This is a genomic window from Corynebacterium antarcticum, from assembly GCF_016595285.2.
Taxonomy (GTDB): Bacteria; Actinomycetota; Actinomycetes; order Mycobacteriales; family Mycobacteriaceae; genus Corynebacterium; species Corynebacterium antarcticum.
Genome location: NZ_JAENIP020000004.1, coordinates 1 through 18,245, shown reverse-complemented (window position 1 = coordinate 18,245; position 18,245 = coordinate 1). Strand labels below are relative to the sequence as shown.

Genomic DNA, 18,245 nt, shown 5'->3' with positions numbered 1-18,245 from the left:
TTAGAGTCGGAGACCATGACCAGGATACCCGACCCGGCGGCGGTCCACGCGGCCGTCACCGCCGTCGCCGACTGGATCCGCGCGGAGGACCCCGATGCCGGTGTCCCCCGCCCGTCCCGGGGTGCACTGGCCGACGCCGTCCGGCTGACCGCACGGGCGCTCGCGGCGGATGCGCCGGGCAAGAGCGTGGAGGTCCGGGTCCCGCCGTTCGTCGCCGTGCAGTGCGTCGAGGGGCTCCGGCACACGCGGGGCACCCCGCCGAACGTGGTCGAGTGCGATCCCCACAGCTGGCTCCGGCTCGCCTGCGGCCTGGTCACCCTCGATGAGCTGCGCGGCAGCCGCGGGATCGAGGTCTCGGGGACCAGGGCCCACGAGATCACCCGGTGGCTGCCGGTGCTCCACCTTCCCCGCCCGGGGGAATGAGCGGCGGCACCGACGCCCCCGATTATTGGGGGTTGTACGGCGCGACGGCTAGCATGATGCGATGTGGCAGTCAGTGAAAAGCCGGAGATGACGGACGACAGGCCCAGCGGAAACCGCAGGGTCGATCTCGATGACCACGGGGAGAATCCACCCCGCGAGGAATGCGGGGTATTCGGGGTGTGGGCGCCCGGCGAGGACGTCGCGAAACTCACCTACTACGGTCTCTACGCGTTGCAGCACCGCGGCCAGGAGGCCGCGGGCATCGCCGTCGGCGACGGCGACCAGATCGTGGTGTTCAAGGACCTCGGGCTCGTGTCGCAGGTGTTCGACGAACAGTCCCTCGAGGCGCTCAAGGGTGACCTGGCGATCGGGCACACGCGCTACTCCACGGCGGGCGGCGCCTGCTGGGAGAACGCCCAACCCATGTTCCGCATGGCCCAGGACGACACGGACGTGGCCCTCGGGCACAACGGCAACATCGTCAACTACCTCCAGCTGCTCGACGAGGCGGCGGCGAAGAAACTCGTCAACCCGGAGACCGCGCCGAGTGACTCCGATGTGATGACGGCACTGCTCGCGCACCGGATCGGGTCGGGGCGCACCATGCTGGACTCCGCCCGGGAACTGCTGCCGCGCATCGAGGGTGCCTTCTGCCTCGTGTTCACCGACGGAAACACCCTCTACGCGGCCCGCGACCGCAACGGCGTCCGGCCGTTGTCGCTCGGCCGGCTGGACAACGGCTGGGTCGTCGCGAGCGAGACCGCGGCCCTCGACATCGTCGGCGCGTCCTTCGTCCGTGACATCGAGCCGGGCGAGATGGTCACCATCGATGCCTCCGGGGTCCGCAGCGAGCACTTCGCCCCGGTGAACCACAAGGGCTGTGTCTTCGAGTACGTCTACCTGGCCCGACCCGACTCCACGATCAGGGGCCGCAACGTCAACGCCACCCGGGTCGAGATCGGCCGACTGCTGGCCGCGGACCACCCGGCTGACGGCGCGGACATCGTCATGCCCGTGCCCGAATCCGGCACGCCGGCGGCTGTCGGCTACGCGGAGGCGTCCGGTATCCCGTTCGCCCAGGGTCTGATGAAGAACGCCTACGTCGGCCGGACCTTCATCCAGCCCTCCCAGACGATCCGGCAGCTCGGTATCCGGTTGAAGCTCAACCCCCTGCGCGAGGTCATCGCCGGGCGTTCGCTCGTCGTCGTCGACGACTCCATCGTCCGTGGCAACACCCAGCGCGCGCTGATCCGCATGCTGCGGGAGGCCGGGGCCCGTGAGGTCCACGTCCGGATCGCGTCCCCGCCCGTCAAGTGGCCCTGTTTCTACGGCATCGACTTCGCCAGCCCGGGTGAGCTCCTCGCGAACTGCGTCGAGGGAGACAACGAGGAGCAGATGATCGACGCCGTGCGCACCGCGATCGGCGCGGACTCTCTCGGCTACGTCTCCGTCGAGCGCATGGTCGAAGCCTCCAGGCAGGACTACACCCAGCTCTGCTGCGCCTGTTTCGACGGGCACTATCCGCTCGGCCTGCCCGAGGGGAACCCCAACGCGGATCTGGTCCGGCGACTGCAGAACCCCGCGGGGGAACCGGCGCTGAACTGATCCGTGCACCCCCGCCCGGGTCCGCTTCCTCTACGATCGGCTCCGGAAAGGTGATGCGCCACCGGCCGGCGACCGGCCCCGTGCACCACCCGCATACACACACCTTCACCGAGTACGTACCTAGTCCAGGAGAGACGAAACACCATGAGCCCACACGACGAGCAAGGCGCCTCCTATGCCGCAGCCGGAGTCGACATAGCCGCCGGCGACCGGGCGGTGGAGCTCATCGCCCCGCTGGCCCGTCGGGCCACCCGGCCCGAGGTGCGCGGGGGAATCGGCGGTTTCGCCGGGCTGTTCGCCCTCGGCAAGTACGAGAACCCCCTCCTCGCAGCCGGGTCCGACGGCGTGGGCACCAAGCTCGCGGTGGCCCAGGCGATGGACGTCCACGACACCATCGGCATCGATCTCGTCGCCATGTGCGTCGACGATCTCGTCGTCTGCGGTGCCGAGCCGCTGTTCCTCCAGGACTACATCGCGATCGGCAAGGTCGTCCCCGAGCACGTGGCACAGATCGTGTCGGGCATCGCCGAGGGATGCGTCCAGGCCGGATGTGCCCTGCTCGGCGGCGAGACCGCGGAGCATCCCGGTGTCATGGAGCCCGGACACTACGACGTCTCCGCCACCGCCGTCGGCGTCGTCGAGGCCGACCGGGTGCTCGGTCCCGAACGGGTCCGGACCGGCGACGTCGTCATCGCCATGGCATCGTCCGGGCTGCACTCCAACGGCTACTCGCTGGCGCGCCACGTCCTGCTGGAGAAGGCCGCGCTGCCGCTCGACGGGCACATCGAGGAGCTCGGCCGGACCCTGGGGGAGGAGCTGCTGGAGCCCACCCGCATCTACGCGCGGGACTGCCTGGCCCTCGCCGCGGAATGCGACGTGCACACCTTCTGCCACGTCACCGGTGGCGGACTGGCGGGCAACCTGGCCCGCGTCATCCCGGAGGGCCTCACCGCCGAGCTGTTCCGCGGAACGTGGGCCCCGCCGCAGATCTTCCGCACCATCGCGGACCTCGGCAAGGTGCCGCAGGACGAGATGGAGAAGACCTTCAACATGGGAGTCGGCATGGTCGCCGTCGTCGCCCCGCAGGACAGGGACCGGGCGCTGGCCATGCTCACCGCCCGCCACATCGACTGCTGGGAGCTCGGCACAGTCCGCTCCCGCACCGGGGCGGACACCGATCCGGTGCTCCTGAAGGGCAGCTACCAGTAGTTTCACGCCAACGGTGAACCCGGCGCCCCCGGGGTGTCCCTCCGTCGCGGAGGGAGACCCGGGGGCGTCTCATTCGGGTGCGGGCCGGGGAGTCCCGTGACCGGCGGTGCCGTGGTGGATTGGTGCATGAATCGCCGAAAACCGCCCTCCACGTCACCTGCCGGTGCGGGGAGGGCGGGTTCAGATGCGACGCGCCCGGGTGCGGGAGAGAAAAAGAGGGGGACCACCGGGGTGGTCCCGCATCATCCGGTCAGCGCCATCTGGAGGCGCTGTCGTCGTCAGCGCCGTCGTCCTCGGACCAGTCGGCCCACTGGTCGTACGGGTCTTCGCCGTGGTCCTCCTCGGAGTGGTGGCTCCCCTCATCCCGTCCGGACAGTTCGCGCTGGAGCGAGTCCAGGTCCATGTCCGGGATGTTGTACTTCAGTTGACGAGCAACCTTGGCTTGTTTTGCCTTGGCACGGCCGCGACCCATGGTCTGACCCCCTTGGAGTGATCGGGGCGCACACGTATGCGCCGCCCCGGGGCGTGTTTCTAGTTCAGTGTATTCCTGTTAGACAGGATAGCCGGAACCGGGGGATTTTTCCGCTTTTGGCCCGTGACCTCGGTTTCCGTTCAACCCCGCCCACCGTGGCGTCAGCACGACGTCCGCGCGGGTGCCGGCCGAGGGGACTTTCCGCGGCGCCACCCCGGGTGGAGGGCCTCAGTCGCTGATCCCCTTGAGCCGGTTGATCGCCGCCCGCCCGGGCTGCACGCCCCGCTCCCGCTCGATGGAGTCGGGATCCACGGACACGGCGACCCCGTCACCCACGGTGAGGCCCGCCGACTTCTGCGCGCTCCGCTTGACCAGCGCGAGCGCGATGGGGCCGTAGTCGCGGTCGTGGACGACGGTGCCGACCCTGCCGACGGTACGACCACGATCGACCACCGGGTCCCCGGTGACCGGGAGCTCAGGTGCCGAGCCGTCGAGGTGGAGCAGCACCAGGGAGCGCGGGGAGCGTCCGAGGTTGTGGACCCGGGAGACGGTCTCCTGCCCCCGGTAGCAGCCCTTGACCAGATGGACGGCCCCCGGGTGCCCCTCCCCACCGATCCAGTGGGGGATCTCGTGGGGGATGGACCGCGGGTCGAGATCCGCGGCCACCTCAGGTTCGAGGGCCCTGACCCGTTCCGCGGTCCACGCCATCAGTCCCGCGAGCCGCAGCCCGTCCTCCCCGTCCCCGGGGGTGCAGAGAGAGTCGACGACGGTGCCGATCAGGGGGCGGGGGACGGCGATGTCCCTCCGGGCGGGGCCGCGCCAGTCGACGTCCCGGACGAAAGCGGCCTCCGGGGGCGGAGGGGGAGTCGCGCCGAGGACCGTGAGGATCGCGAGATCGGTCACCTCGATCTCGACCTCGGACCAGAACTTCATCCGTTCCAGGTACTCCACGAGGGTCGTCGCGGAGGCGGCGGGGAGATCCAGGTGGAACACGCCGTCGGACACCGTCAGATCCGCGTGGTGGAGGATCCGGCCCTGCGCGTCGAGGTCGAGCGCCGCGGCGCTGTAACCGTCGGCGACGTCGTCGAGCTTCTGTGACAGCAGTTTATTCAGGTAGTCGGCGGCATCGGGGCCACTGACCGCGATCACGGTGCGGTGGGACCGGTCCACCAGGGCGCCGGGGCCCTCCACCGCGCGTTGCTCCACCAGCGGACCGCCGTAGTGCCAGGCGACGCCGGCGGTGTCGGCCGCGGTATCGGGACCGAGTGCAGGTTGTGCCCCCGGGCGGTCGAGGAGGATGGAGCGGTAGCTGCTGTTGTCGGAGTCCACACCACGCATGCTAGTACCTGCACCCGGTCGGGTGCCCTCCGCCGGAGGTCGCCGCTTCAGCGATAGGCTGTGTGCATGAGCAGCACTCGCCCCGGTCCCGTCATCCTCATCGTGGAACCCTCCGGGGGGTCGAGCAGGCGCCACAACCCGGAACTCGCGATGATCTACGCCGACGATCTGGGTGTGACCAGAGGAGACGGCATCTTCGAGACCCTCCTGGTCCGGGACGGCTCGGCACGGAACCTGGAGCGTCACCTCGACAGGTTCGTCGCCTCCGCGCGGATGCTGAGCCTCCCCGAGCCGAACGCCGCGCAGTGGGCGAGGGCGACGGCGGAGGCCGTCGCCGACTGGGAGGAGGCCGGCGGCGGCGAGGCGGCGTGCGTCTGGACGTACACGCGGGGCCGCGAGTCGACGGGGCGTCCGACCGGCTGGATCACCGTCAAACCCGTCTCCGAGAAGGTTCTCCGGCAGCGGGACGAGGGGGTGTCCGTGCTGACGACGCCGCGCGGATACTCGGTCACCCCGACGCTCCCGGAGCGGGGCGCCGGTGACGGCGAGACGCCACCCTGGCTGGTCGCCGGCGCCAAGACACTGAACTACGCGGCGAACATGGCGGCCCTCCGGTACGCGGCGGCCAAGGGCTTCGACGACGTCATCTTCACCGACGACGGGCGGGTCCTGGAGGGGGCGACGTCGACGGTGGTCACGGTGACCGGGAAGACGCTGCGAACCCCGCCCCCGGGGCGGGACCTGCTGCCCGGCACCACGCAGGCTGCGCTCTTCAGCTACGCCGGGGCCCACGGATGGACCTGCCTCGAGGAACCCGTGGACGTCACCGATCTGCTGTCCGCCGACAGCGTGTGGCTGTGCAGTTCCGTGCGCCTCGCGGTGAGGGTGGTCCGCATCAACGACAGACAGCTCCCGGAGACGGCCGCGGTGGCCGGGGTCCGGGAGCTGTTGACGGCTGCGCTCAGCTGAGCGGGAGTCAGCCCATGAAGCGCTTGAGCTGGGCGGACATCCGGGGATGCAGGGCGCCGTCGACGAGGCGCTCGTCGACCCATCCCAGATCGTTGTTGGGCAGCAGACCGTAGAGGCGCTTGCCCGGCCCGAGGGTCGTCGGACCCGTCGCCGTCACCATGGTCGAGGCGCTCTCCAGCTGCCAGGCACGCTCGGTGATCGGCTCGCCGTACAGGATCTCCACGACGCCGGTGGAGTGGCAGCAGATCAGCTCGATCTCGTCCTTCTCGCTGATCCGGAGGAAACCGGTCTCCCGCTGATCGGCACCGGCGGGATTCCCCTCATCATCGAGTTTCCAGATCCTCGACTCGTAGGAGATGTAGTTCTCGCCGTCGTGCGCGAAGGTGAGCTGCTGGCCGAAGTTGTACTGACCATCGGTGGCGGTGTCCGCCTGGCCCTCACCACGCCACACCCCGATCAACGGCAGCAGCGCGAGGAGTCCGTCGTGCAGGCTCGGGCCCTGGCGCAGGTTGGCCGTGTCGTCGGGTACCGGGAGATCACCGAGACCCGGTATGTTCCGGCCCGCGGTCTGTTGCGCCTGCTCCGCGGCCAGATACACGGCGTCGTTCCCGTTCAGTGGCGCGCCGGGGCCGGACTGTCCCGCGGCGGCTGCGTCGGCGGGGGTGTCGGGTCGGGGGCTGTCCGGGGTGGGTTTCGTCGAGTCATCCATGGGCACCAAGCCTAGCGGCCCGGCCACCGCCGTGTCCCGCCGGTGTCCCCGGTCAGGTGAGCGGCGCCCCGGTCCCCGGGAGCGCCTCCCGTTCCGGGCCGACCGGCAGGATCGGCGTCTCTCCGACCACGACGTTCCGTTGCCGGGACTCCAGGTAGATGGAGCCACCGGAGCAGAAGACCTTGTCCACCCGGGTGGGCAGCGGGAGATCCTCCGTCCGGAGCCGCCAGGTGAAGATCGAGCGGATCTCGTCCGCGCGGTCCTCGGGGACGCCCACGAGCCGGTACGGGGTCATCGTCAGATCCGGACCCTTGATCCGCAGCCGCACGTAGACCGTCACCGGCCGGTCGAAACCGGGTGGTGTACCGGTCAGGCGCGCCTCTGTGGCAGGCTGCGCCGCGGGCGAGATGTCGGTCGGATGCGCGATGTCGAGGTCCGTGACCCCGATCCGTGTCCCGAGGGCGACGCCGTCGAGGCGCACCGTCCGGGCGATGACCGATGCGGGGGCGCCGGTGATCCCGCCGCTGAGCACCCGGTCGCGGGGGAGCTCGAGATCACGGATCTCGGTGCGCAGGTTGGCCGTACCGATCCCCTCGACCTGTACGTCGCCCGCCTCGACGACGACCATCGGCACCACGTGCGTCACCAGCGCCCCGAGATAGGGGAGACCGCCGACCGTCACCCGTGGGCTCTGGTCGAGGTCCTCATCCGTGCGGATCTCCCCGGAGATCCGTCGCTCGGCGTGCACCGCCGCGCCGGTGTCGACGGCCCAGGGCACGGCGAGGAGTACCACCGCGGACAGCAGAAGTCGGCGAAGCAGGGATGGTTTCACACCTCCAAGGTTTACCGCACGTGGTCCCGCGGGGTTTTCACTAGCCTGGGAACCCATGGAGATCAGTACGACGACACCCACCGATTCAGCCGCCCCCACACCCGCCGCGGAGATCCGGCGGCTCAACTCCGCCGCCGCCGCTCACGACGGGATCGAACCGTTCTCGGAACAGTTCCTCCTCGGGCTCGACGACGGCGGCGAGCGGGGTCACCGGCACGTGATCGCCCGCACCGGTAACGGGGACCTCGTCGGGGCGGCGGCCTCCGACGGTTCCACGGCCGAGCTGATGGTGGAACCGGGACACCGTCGTCGTGGTGTGGGCACCGCCCTGTACCGGGTCCTCGTCAACGGGGCGGGGGTGGACACCGTCTGGGCCCACGGAAATCTCCCCCCGGCCGTCGGATGGTGCCGGAGTCGGGGGCTCGAACCGGTCCGGGAGCTGCTGGTGATGGGGGTCGGGGGCCGGGATCTGGCCGCGGCCGCCGGGGCCGTGGAGCGGGAGGGCTTCCACGTCATGGATCTGGACCGCTCCCGCCGGGTCTACGGTGCGGACCACGTCGACGGTGAATGGCTGCGCGTGAACAACGAGGCGTTCAGCTGGCACCCGGAGCAGGGCGGATGGGATGCCGACCGGCTCGCCCGCGGCCAGGACACCGACTGGTTCGACCCGGAGGGCGTGCTGCTGTTCTGGAGTGGCGCGGACGGTTCCGGCGACGGAGGTCCGGCACCTGAGCTGGCGGGGTTCCACTGGACCAAATGGCACGGTGGGGACGGTACGGGGACATCGGTCGGCGAGGTCTACGTCGTCGGCCTCGCCGACGGGTTCCGCGGGCGGGGCCTCGGTGGGCCGCTGATCTCATCCGGTCTCCACCACCTGGCGGACAGGGGGGCCGACGAGGTGATCCTCTACGTGGAGGCGGACAACACCGCCGCCGTGGCCGCGTACGAACGCCTCGGTTTCGGCGTGCGCGAACGTCATGTCGCCTACGGCTCGCCGGAGTAGCGCACACGGGGTGACAACATTAGTGGTGACCTGGGAACAATGGGGGAGCCCCGGGGTAGTTCCCGCAGCTTTCCGTCCGAATTAACCTCCTGTTCACCGACAAGGCCCGGCCGGGACACCTGCACCCTCTAGCTTCATGGATGAGGCAAGCGGACCACACCCCTGCCCCGGCCGGACGGTGTGGTTCATTTTTTCCGCCGTGAAGTTTCTTTTCGCGGCATCACCAGGGAAAGCTGCCGCGAACAGCCCAACCACACCCATGGAGGAATTCCACAGTGATCCGCAACCGTTCCCGTCGCGCCGCCCTTCTCGGTGGCATCGCCGTCGTCTCGCTCGCAGCGACCGCCTGCTCCGAGTCCGCTGACACCACCGTCACCGGCGGCGGAGAAGGCTCCGCAGCAGTCGAGGGCCTGTCCGGTACCACCGGAACGCTGTCGGCAGAGGGCGCCTCGTCGCAGCAGAAGGCCATGGACCTCTTCGGCACCGTGTACCAGCAGCAGGTCCCCGGCGCCCAGTTCAACTACACCGCCTCCGGCTCCGGTTCGGGCCAGAAGCAGTTCATCGCCGGCCAGGTCGCCTTCGGTGGATCCGACTCCCCGCTCTCCGATGAGCAGGTCCCGGACGCCGCGAAGCGCTGTGGCGGCAACGAGGCGTGGCACCTTCCCCTGGTCATCGGCCCCGTGGCCGTCGCCTACCACCTGGAGGGCGTCAGCGACGACATCGTCCTCTCCCCCGAGGTCATCGCCAAGATCTTCAGCGGCAGGATCAGCTCCTGGAACGATCCGGCCATCGCCAAGCTGAATGACGGCGTCGATCTTCCCGACACCGCCATCAATGTTGTCTACCGCTCCGAGGAGTCCGGTACCTCCGACAATTTCCAGAAGTTCCTGAAGGCCTCCGCCCCGGGCGAGTGGGACACCACCGGCAAGTCCTTCCCCTCCGCCACCGGCGCCGGCGCCAACGGCTCCAACGGTGTCGTGACCGAGGTCTCCAGGACCGACGGCGGCATCACCTACGTCGAGGCCGGCTTCGCCACCGAGCAGGGCCTGAACATCGCCCAGATCGACTTCGGTGAGGGCGCCGTCGAGCTCAACGAGAAGAGCGTCGGCAAGGCACTGGACAACCTCACCTACAAGACCGAGGGCCACAACATGGTCGTCGACTCCACGAAGCTGTTCGAGATGAAGCAGGAGGGCGCCTACCCGCTCGTCCTGACCACCTACGAGATCGTCTGCTCCGCCGGCTACGACGAGGAGACCTCCAAGATGGTCAAGGACTTCCTCAACGTCGCCCTGAACACGCAGAACGAGCGCCTCGAGAAGCAGGGCTACATCCCGGTCTCCGGTGACTACGCCAAGAAGCTCAAGGACGCGGTCGACGCGATCCAGTAAGACCCCCACCTCGTGCCCCGGTCACCCCGGGGCACGAGCCCCTTTCTTCACATCTCACGAGGACACACATCAGACATGACGAAGCCACTCTCCACTTCGGGGCGTAGCCGACCGGGTACCCGAGGGGACGCGGACACGGTGGAACCGACCATCGCCGACACCCCGGTCGGATCCGGTAGCGACAAAATCCACGCAGCAGGCACGGCACACCGGCGCAACGACCGGATCTTCAAGGGGATCGCCACCACCTCGGCGGCCACCATCACGGTCCTGATCGCGGCCATCGGCTTCTTCCTGCTCTGGCGTGCGGTCCCCGCACTGATGAACAACGCCGAGGGCCTCACCGGATTCTTCACCTACGGCGGTGACTGGAACACCAGCGACACCAGCGCGATGCTGTTCGGTATCCCGAACCTCCTCGCCGTCACGGTGACCGTCTCGCTCGTCGCCCTGGCCCTCGCGATGCCGGTCGCCCTCGGCGTCGCCCTCTACCTCTCCGCCTACGCGCCCGAACGCCTGCGGAAGCCCCTCGGATTCCTCGTCGATCTCCTCGCCGCGGTCCCGTCCATCGTCTACGGCCTCTGGGGTGCCGCGGTCCTCGGCCCGGCACTCGGTGGGGTGTTCGAGTGGATCAACGCCCACGCGGACAGCTTCTTCCTCTTCCGGCACTACGCCAACTCCCCGGCATTCTCCACCTCCCGCAACGTGCTCACCGGTGGTGTCGTGCTCGCCATCATGATCCTGCCGGTCATCGCAGCCACCGCCCGCGAGGTGTTCGTCCAGACGCCGGCCGGGCACAAGGAATCCGCCCTCGCCCTCGGCGCCACCCGCTGGGAGGTCGTGAAGATGACCGTCCTCCCCTTCGGTTTCTCCGGCTACATCTCGGGATCCATGCTGGGCCTCGGCCGAGCCCTCGGTGAGACCATGGCCCTCTATCTCGTGGTCTCCCCGTCCTCCGCCTTCCGTGCCTCCCTGTTCGACGGCGGTACGACCTTCGCCACCGCCATCGCGAACGCCGCCCCGGAATTCAACGACAACCTCAAGGCGGGCGCCTACATCGCGGCCGGCCTGGTGCTGTTCCTCCTGACCTTCGTGGTCAACGCAGGTGCGCGCGCCGTGATCAAGAACAGGAGCATGTCCTGATGAATGCAACCTCCCTCTCCCAGGACAACGCAGCCGGGCACGACGTCATCGGCACAACGCCCACCTTCCCCAGGCTCTCCTCGTCGCGGCGCAACGCCAACGCGGTCTCCAAGTGGATCATCCGGGTCTGCATGGTCACCGCCCTGATCCCCCTCGTCTGGATCCTCGCCGATGTCCTCATCAAGGGCCTGAAGGTCACACTCACCCTCGACTGGTGGACGAAGTCGCAGCTCGGTGTGCTCTACACCGAGCCGGGCGGCGGCATGGTCCACGCCATCATCGGCACCCTGGTGCAGTGTGGCGTCGCCTCCGTGTTCTCCATCCCGATCGGCGTGTTCACCGCCGTGTACCTCGTCGAGTACGGCGCGAACAACAGGCTCTCGAGGATCACCACGTTCATGGTCGACATCCTCACCGGTGTCCCCTCGATCGTCGCCGCGCTGTTCATCTACTCGGTGTGGATCGCCCTGTTCGGGTTCAACCGGTCCGGTTTCGCCGTGTCCCTCGCCCTCGTGCTCCTCATGGTGCCCGTCGTCGTGAGGACGACCGAGGAAATGCTCCGCATCGTCCCCCAGGATCTCCGCGAGGCGTCCTACGCACTGGGTGTGCCGCGGTGGAAGACCATCGTCAAGATCGTGCTGCCGACCGCGTGGTCCGGCATCGTCACCGGCATCATGCTCGCCATCGCCCGGATCATGGGTGAGTCCGCCCCCGTCCTGATCCTCGTCGGATCGACGCAGGGCATCAACTGGGACCCGACCGGGAACTCGCAGTCCTCCCTCCCGCTGATGATGCTCGACATGTACCGCGCCGGTACCTCGCCGGCCGTCGTCGACAAGATGTGGGGAGCGGCGCTCACCCTCGTCGTCCTCATCGCGGTACTCACCATCACCGCCCGCATCCTCTCCATCCGGGTCACCGGAAAGAAGAAGTAACCCGGCCTCCGGCCCCGCACCCAGCTCCGCACATCCTGGAACAGAAGGACACACTACAAAATGGCCAAGCGCCTCGATCTCAAGGACGTCAACATCTACTACGGCGATTTCCACGCCGTGCAGAATGTCTCCCTCAAAGTGCCGCCGAACGCGGTCACCGCGTTCATCGGCCCCTCCGGCTGCGGCAAGTCCACGGTGCTGCGCACACTCAACCGGATGCACGAAGTCACCCCGGGCGCGACGGTCAAGGGTGAGATCCTCCTCGACGGTGAGGACATCTACGCACCGAACGTCGACCCGGTCGCCGTCCGCAGCACCATCGGCATGGTCTTCCAGAAGCCGAACCCGTTCCCGACGATGAGCATCGAGGAGAACGTCGTCGCCGGCCTCAAGCTCGCCGGTGAGCGCAACAAGACCAAGCTCAAGGAGGTCGCCGAGCGCTCCCTGCGCGGCGCGAACCTCTGGGAGGAGGTCAAGGACCGCCTGGACAAGCCCGGTTCCGGCCTCTCCGGTGGACAGCAGCAGCGCCTGTGCATCGCCCGTGCCATCGCCGTCGAACCCGCCGTCCTCCTGATGGACGAGCCCTGCTCCGCCCTCGACCCCATCTCCACCCTCGCGGTGGAGGAGCTCATCGACGAGCTGAAGCAGGACTACACCATCGTCATCGTGACCCACAACATGCAGCAGGCCGCGCGTGTGTCCGACCAGACGGCGTTCTTCTCCCTCGAGGCCACCGGCAAGCCGGGTCGCCTCGTCGAGGTCGGCCCGACCAACCGGATCTTCGAGAATCCGCAGGAGAAGGAGACCGAGGACTACATCTCCGGTCGCTTCGGATAGCCCCGACCGACGAGAGACCCGGGCCACCCACCGTCATGTGGGTGGCCCGGGTCTCTCGTCGTGCAACGTCGACCGTGAGCGTGGACCGTCAGTGACCGCCCCGGGAGAAACGCCGCTCCAGTTCCTCGAAGCGGCGCTCGATGTCGGCCTCCGCCTCATCCTCGCGGCGCTTCGCCATGTAGTCCCGCGGCATCAGACCGGTGGACAGGTAGACGATACGGCTGGCGACATTCACCGCGTGGTCCGCGTACCGCTCGTAGTAGCGGCTCAACAGGGTGACGTCCACCGCCGCCGTGGTGGAGTACGGCCAGTCCCGCTTCGTCAGAACAGTGAACAGGTGCTCGTGGAGGTCGTCGACGGCGTCGTCATCGGCGCCGAAGACGAGGGCGACATCGACGTCCGGGTCGATCAGGATCTCACGTACCTTGGCGCTCATCTCCAGCGTGACGCGGGACATCTCCTCGAAGTAGCCGGTCAGGGGCCCGGGTACCGCAGGTTCCGGGTGCCGACGGCGGGCTGTCCGGGCGACGTGCTTCGCCAGGACACCCATCCGGTACATGTCCTCGACGATGTAGATGGAGGAGACCACCTGGCGGAGATCCCGCGCCAGCGGGCCCTCGAGGGCGAGCAGCTGCACCGCGCGTTCCTCGCAGCGGAGTCGGACCACCTCGAGATCGTCGATGAGGGACAGGGCCTTCTCAGCGGACTGCAGATCCTGTTTGAGCAGGGCGTCGGACGCATTGCTCATGACAGAATGGACCTGGTCACACATGATGATGAGGTCATGGGCGAAGGCGTCGAGGTGTTCCCGGTATGAGGTGCGCATAACTGCCACTATAGAGGTATCGACACCGGTCCGCCCGCCGACCGGTGGGCCGATCCAACGCGGTCAACCGTGCGCTGCGGAGAAGCTATCCGCCGGAGTTGTCGATGTCGGCACCGACCGGAACGGTCTCATCCTCGGGATCATCGAGCCAGCCCTCGGGAAGAACCACCTTGCCGGGTGAACCCTGGCGGCCGCGGGGCCCGTCCGCGTCATCCGGCAGCGCGTCCGAGCCGAAGAGTGGTTCGAGATGGGAGTCCAGCTCCGCAAGGGACGCCACCCCGGCCAGTGCCCGTCGGACGTCACCGCCGACGGGGTAGCCGCGGAAGTACCAGCCGACGTGCTTGCGCAGGTCGCGGCATCCCTTGGTCTCCCCGTCGTGCTCCACGAGGAGCTCCGCGTGCCTGCGGATGATCGTCGCGACCTCGCCGAGCGTCGGTTGCGGGGGGAGCGGACGCCCGGTCAACTCGGCGGACAACTCCGCGAACAACCAGGGCCGGCCGAGACAACCCCGGCCGATGACGACGCCGTTACAGCCGGTCTCGTCCATCATCCTCCGCGCATCGGACGCCGCGAAGATGTCACCGTTGCCCAGCACGGGTACGTCCGTGTCGGAGAGGTGCTCCTTGAGCTCGGCGATACGCGACCAGTCCGCGTGCCCGGAATAGCGTTCGGCCGCTGTCCTGCCGTGGAGCGCGACGGCCCGGGCACCGGAATCCACGGCGATCCGGCCGGCGTCGAGGTGCGTGAGGTGCTCGGCGTCGATGCCGACCCGGAACTTGACGGTCACGGGTATGTCCGTGCCCTCGGTCGCACGGACTGCCGCGGAGACGATGTTGCCGAAGAGCCGTCGTTTGTAGGGGAGCGCGGCACCTCCGCCCCGCCGGGTGACCTTCGGTACCGGGCACCCGAAGTTGAGGTCGATGTGGTCCGCCATGTCACGGTCCACGATCATCCGGGCCGCCCGGTAGGTGTATTCGGGGTCCGTGGTGAACAGCTGCAGGGACCGCGGGTTCTCGTCCGGGGCGAACGTCGTCATGTGGAGGGTCTTCTCGTTACCCTCCACGAGCGCCCTGGCGGTGACCATCTCACACACGTAGAGACCTGCGACGCTGCCCATCTTCGACCGTTCCTGCTCCCGGCACAGCGTCCGGAAGGCGACGTTGGTGACCCCGGCCATCGGGGCGAGCACCACCGGGGAACCGAGGGACAGGGGGCCGATGGTCAGGGCGGGGGCGGAAGCGTCAGTCACGCGCCCATTGTCGACGGTCGAACCCCCTGGGGACAAACCGGAATCACCCCGAACCTCGGGACAGCGGGACGGGAGTGTCCGGGAGCGGCAGCCGGGAGTGATCTGAGCCACCATCCGACGCCATCAGAGGGGGGTTTGGGGGTGCAATCATCCAGGTTGTAGCAGGAAAATAGTGGAGTATGGGGGCGACGTGGGGGGCGGCGATGTATCGTGGGCCACGTAACTAAAACGCCGGCGGAGCGGGGAGATCACAAGCTTTCACCCTGTTCGCACGGCAGACCGCATCTCTGGATGCCGCTCGTCGGCTGCCAGACACCCAGGAGGAAATTAATGTCTGACCGGATCGCAAACGCTCAGCTCAAGGGCAAGATCATGTCGGCCGAAGAGGCCGCCCAGTTCGTCAACGACGGAGACAAGGTCGGTATCTCCGGCTTCACCGGCGCCGGCTACCCGAAGGCCCTCCCCAAGGCCATCGCCGAGCGTGCCAAGGAGGAGCACGCCAAGGGGAACAGCTACATGATCGATCTGTTCACCGGCGCCTCCACCGCCGATGACTGCGACGGGATCCTGGCTGAGGCCGACGCAATCCGGTTCCGCACCCCCTACCAGTCCGACCCGACCCTGCGGAACAAGATCAACGACGGCACCACCTTCTACGCCGACTACCACCTGTCCGAGTCGGGCATGTACGTCGAGCAGGGGTTCTTCGGTCAGATGAACGTGGCCATCGTCGAGGCCACCCGCATCACCGATGAGGGCCACATCGTGCCGTCCTCCTCCGTCGGCAACAACGTCGAGTACCTGGACGCCGCCGAGAAGATCATCATCGAGGTCAACTCCTGGCAGTCCGTGGAGCTCGAGGGCATGGCCGACATCTGGCGGATGCCGTCCCTGCCGAACCGCGTCCCGATCCCGCTGACCGAGGCCGGCCAGCGCATCGGCAAGACCTACATCGACATCGACCCGAACAAGGTTGTCGCGGTCGTCGAGACCGACGCCCCCGACCGCAACGCCCCCTTCAAGCCCGCCGACGAGATCTCGCAGAAGATCGCCGGCAACTTCCTCGACTTCCTCGAGGGCGAGGTCCGTGCCGGCCGTCTGACCTACGACGGCTACGTCATGCAGTCCGGTGTCGGCAACGTCCCGAACGCTGTCATGGCGGGTCTGCTCGACTCCAAGTTCGAGAACATCAAGGCCTACACCGAGGTCATCCAGGACGGCATGGTCGACCTGATCGACGCAGGCAAGATGACCGTCGCCTCCGCGACGTCGTTCTCGCTCTCCCCCGAGTACGCCGAGAAGATGAACGAGGACGCCAAGCGCTACCGCAACACCATCATCCTGCGTCCGCAGTCGGTCTCCAACCACCCCGAGGTCGTCCGTCGACTCGGCCTCATCTGCACCAACGGACTGGTCGAGGCCGACATCTACGGCAACGTCAACTCCACCAATGTCACCGGCTCCCGGATGATGAACGGTGTCGGCGGTTCCGCGGACTTCACGCGTAACGGCTACATCTCCTCCTTCATCACCCCGTCCGAGGCCAAGGGTGGAGACATCTCCGCCATCGTGCCGTTCGCCTCCCACATCGACCACACCGAGCAGGATGTCAAGGTCATCATCACCGAGTACGGCTACGCCGATCTCCGCGGCCTCGCACCGCGTCAGCGTGTGGACAAGATGATCGCCCTGGCGCACCCGGACTACCGTCCGCTCCTCCAGGAGTACTACGACAAGGCGCTGCACCTGGCCAAGGAGAAGAAGATGATGCACACCCCGCACGTCCTCTCCGAGGCCCTGAGCTTCCACCAGCGTTTCCTGGAGACCGGCTCCATGAAGAAGACCTCCAAGAAGTAGCCACCGGCACACAACCGTGCGCCGCGAGCCTGAGCCAGTCGGGATCGCGGTGACCGCGGGGACCGGACGCACGCCCCCGGGCCCACCGAACCATCGGATGGGGGCCCGGGGGCGTCCGTCGTGTCGGTGATGTATCCCACTGAATGCCCGTCGATTCTCCGGGGCACTACCACGGAATCTGATTGACGGAGGCGGCGTCGATCGTCCGCGCCCGAGCCTGAGGGAGTAATAAAAATGAGATCGAATCGCAGCCTTCATAAGAGATTATCTCTATCCCGAAACTAACTGAAATATTTAGACAGAAACAAAAATAATTCGGCGACACCGATTTTGATCGCTGATAACCATGGCGGTCGGAAAGCCTGGGTTCTCCACGGGGGACCGCGTTGTGTGGGTCATCTCTGTCTAGGAGGGGCCGGGCATGGGTGCAGGTGGGGGGCTGTTACCCGCTTCCGGTGATGGGGTTGCGGTGGTGGTGCGGCGGGGCGGGTAGAGGGTGTGCGGGGGTGGCTGCGGGTGTCGTGATGTGCAGCCCCTCCGGTGCGCCTCCTTGAATTCGCTGGTCGCGGAGGGTGAATCTGATGAGAGGCTGAAAGATGTGAGGAACCTTAAGGAATTGGGGGGTGGTCGGTTTCAATCTGGTACCGGGGTGGTTACGATCGTCACATAGATCTGCCGTGTGGCTGGCCTGCTGGGTCTGCTCTTGGCGGGTTGACGTTGGTAGGAGCCTTGGGCTCAACCGTTCATGAATCGAGAGGAATCAATGACAAGACAACTGAGCCGTGCGGGGGCGGTGCTGTTCGCGATATTCCTTATCGCGACGGCACTTGTCGTCGCACCGGCAACCGCTGGAGCGGATGAAAATAAGTGGGAGGTCTACCTAAGGGAACAATCGCGCGGTGTCGGTTGGTCTAGCAAACCGTTTGAACGGAGAAGCGTCTCTGACAGTGACCAGCATGTGTACTGTGTTGACTTGGAGCCGGCGGCGCCTGGAAAGTTCAAAGTAAACGAAACTCCGAGGGTGTCTTACGTTAAGACCCAGTACGGCATCGACGACGTCAATCACCCCTTGGGCCTTCTGGGGGTGGAGCAGGCACGGAAGGTTGGTCTAGCTATCGCGATTACTCGAGAGCTGAGTAAGCCGGTAAATGACCGGGTTCAACTTGATGGCCTGCTGGACTGGTCGACATTGGACTACCACTCGGATTATGTCTACGGTATCACGCAGTACGTGAGCTGGAAGCTTGGCAGTGATTCGCCTGGCGGAAAAACCGTCGATACAGTTATCGAGAAGAACCTTTCTTTCCTAAAGGAAAATGACAAAGCTACTGGAGATCGGATCGTTAGCGCAGTTAATCAGGCGTTTAAAAAGAATCCGCCATCTGCCCCATCGAATGTGGTTATTGTTTTTTATCAGGGGAATAATTCCTTGTACCAGAATTTTATG

17 protein-coding genes are annotated in these 18,245 nt (G+C 67.0%); 11 read left to right on the top strand and 6 right to left on the bottom strand.

Annotated features, from left to right (window positions below):
- Window positions 1-15: 15 nt before the first annotated feature.
- The 3 genes from JIM95_RS09735 to purM all read left to right on the top strand — a co-directional run bounded on the left by JIM95_RS09735 (window position 16) and on the right by purM (window position 3,237).
- On the top strand, window positions 16-423 hold the full coding sequence (locus JIM95_RS09735; protein WP_200256703.1) for a sterol carrier family protein: 408 nt from the start codon (window positions 16-18) through the stop codon (window positions 421-423).
- A gap of 87 nt (window positions 424-510) precedes the next feature.
- Entirely contained in the window at window positions 511-2,028 is a 1,518-nt protein-coding gene (purF, locus tag JIM95_RS09730) for an amidophosphoribosyltransferase (protein WP_200256762.1), read from the top strand.
- Between the two features lie 144 nt (window positions 2,029-2,172).
- Window positions 2,173-3,237, top strand: coding sequence for a phosphoribosylformylglycinamidine cyclo-ligase (purM, locus tag JIM95_RS09725; RefSeq protein ID WP_200256705.1), 1,065 nt, complete (start codon window positions 2,173-2,175; stop codon window positions 3,235-3,237).
- A 250-nt stretch (window positions 3,238-3,487) separates the two neighbouring features.
- Here the strand turns inward: purM and JIM95_RS09720 are convergent, their stop codons facing one another.
- Together JIM95_RS09720 and ygfZ are read right to left on the bottom strand one after the other, a co-directional pair.
- On the bottom strand, window positions 3,488-3,709 hold the full coding sequence (locus JIM95_RS09720; protein ID WP_200256707.1) for a DUF3073 domain-containing protein: 222 nt from the start codon (window positions 3,707-3,709) through the stop codon (window positions 3,488-3,490).
- A gap of 228 nt (window positions 3,710-3,937) precedes the next feature.
- A complete protein-coding gene (ygfZ, locus tag JIM95_RS09715) occupies window positions 3,938-5,047 on the bottom strand; it encodes a CAF17-like 4Fe-4S cluster assembly/insertion protein YgfZ (RefSeq protein ID WP_200256709.1) in 1,110 nt (369 codons plus the stop codon).
- 66 nt (window positions 5,048-5,113) lie between these two features.
- Between ygfZ and JIM95_RS09710 the strand changes: the two genes are divergently transcribed.
- Complete coding sequence (locus JIM95_RS09710; RefSeq protein WP_200256711.1) at window positions 5,114-6,016, top strand: aminodeoxychorismate lyase; 903 nt, start codon at window positions 5,114-5,116, stop codon at window positions 6,014-6,016.
- Window positions 6,017-6,023: 7 nt separating this feature from the next.
- Here JIM95_RS09710 and JIM95_RS09705 read toward each other — a convergent pair whose 3' ends face one another.
- Both JIM95_RS09705 and JIM95_RS09700 read right to left on the bottom strand, forming a co-directional pair.
- Window positions 6,024-6,725 carry a heme-binding beta-barrel domain-containing protein gene (locus JIM95_RS09705; protein ID WP_200256713.1) on the bottom strand — a complete coding sequence of 234 codons (702 nt, stop codon included), beginning with the start codon at window positions 6,723-6,725 and terminating at the stop codon, window positions 6,024-6,026.
- Between the two features lie 52 nt (window positions 6,726-6,777).
- Window positions 6,778-7,557, bottom strand: coding sequence for an LmeA family phospholipid-binding protein (locus JIM95_RS09700; protein ID WP_200256714.1), 780 nt, complete (start codon window positions 7,555-7,557; stop codon window positions 6,778-6,780).
- A 55-nt stretch (window positions 7,558-7,612) separates the two neighbouring features.
- On the opposite strand from JIM95_RS09700, the gene mshD reads away from it, so the two are divergent.
- The 5 genes from mshD to pstB all read left to right on the top strand — a co-directional run bounded on the left by mshD (window position 7,613) and on the right by pstB (window position 12,866).
- Complete coding sequence (gene mshD, locus JIM95_RS09695) at window positions 7,613-8,560, top strand: mycothiol synthase (RefSeq protein ID WP_200256715.1); 948 nt, start codon at window positions 7,613-7,615, stop codon at window positions 8,558-8,560.
- A 278-nt stretch (window positions 8,561-8,838) separates the two neighbouring features.
- Window positions 8,839-9,951, top strand: coding sequence for a phosphate ABC transporter substrate-binding protein PstS (pstS, locus tag JIM95_RS09690; protein WP_200256764.1), 1,113 nt, complete (start codon window positions 8,839-8,841; stop codon window positions 9,949-9,951).
- 75 nt (window positions 9,952-10,026) lie between these two features.
- Window positions 10,027-11,094 (top strand): phosphate ABC transporter permease subunit PstC, encoded by a 1,068-nt coding sequence (pstC, locus tag JIM95_RS09685; protein ID WP_200256716.1) that lies wholly within the window; start codon window positions 10,027-10,029, stop codon window positions 11,092-11,094.
- Window positions 11,094-12,029, top strand: coding sequence for a phosphate ABC transporter permease PstA (gene pstA / locus JIM95_RS09680; protein WP_200256717.1), 936 nt, complete (start codon window positions 11,094-11,096; stop codon window positions 12,027-12,029). The genes pstC and pstA overlap by 1 nt, the downstream gene beginning before the upstream one ends.
- 60 nt (window positions 12,030-12,089) lie before the next feature.
- Window positions 12,090-12,866 carry a phosphate ABC transporter ATP-binding protein PstB gene (gene pstB / locus JIM95_RS09675; protein ID WP_198739411.1) on the top strand — a complete coding sequence of 259 codons (777 nt, stop codon included), beginning with the start codon at window positions 12,090-12,092 and terminating at the stop codon, window positions 12,864-12,866.
- A gap of 88 nt (window positions 12,867-12,954) precedes the next feature.
- Here pstB and phoU read toward each other — a convergent pair whose 3' ends face one another.
- Together phoU and dusB are read right to left on the bottom strand one after the other, a co-directional pair.
- On the bottom strand, window positions 12,955-13,692 hold the full coding sequence (gene phoU, locus JIM95_RS09670) for a phosphate signaling complex protein PhoU (RefSeq protein WP_200256718.1): 738 nt from the start codon (window positions 13,690-13,692) through the stop codon (window positions 12,955-12,957).
- 85 nt (window positions 13,693-13,777) lie between these two features.
- Window positions 13,778-14,941, bottom strand: coding sequence for a tRNA dihydrouridine synthase DusB (dusB, locus tag JIM95_RS09665; protein WP_267164898.1), 1,164 nt, complete (start codon window positions 14,939-14,941; stop codon window positions 13,778-13,780).
- A 330-nt stretch (window positions 14,942-15,271) separates the two neighbouring features.
- Here dusB and JIM95_RS09660 point away from each other — a divergent pair, with 330 nt between their 5' ends.
- Together JIM95_RS09660 and JIM95_RS09655 are read left to right on the top strand one after the other, a co-directional pair.
- Complete coding sequence (locus tag JIM95_RS09660; RefSeq protein ID WP_198739413.1) at window positions 15,272-16,798, top strand: acetyl-CoA hydrolase/transferase family protein; 1,527 nt, start codon at window positions 15,272-15,274, stop codon at window positions 16,796-16,798.
- A 763-nt stretch (window positions 16,799-17,561) separates the two neighbouring features.
- A partial coding sequence (locus JIM95_RS09655) for a hypothetical protein (protein WP_248702961.1) occupies window positions 17,562-18,245 on the top strand: 684 nt, incomplete at its 3' end.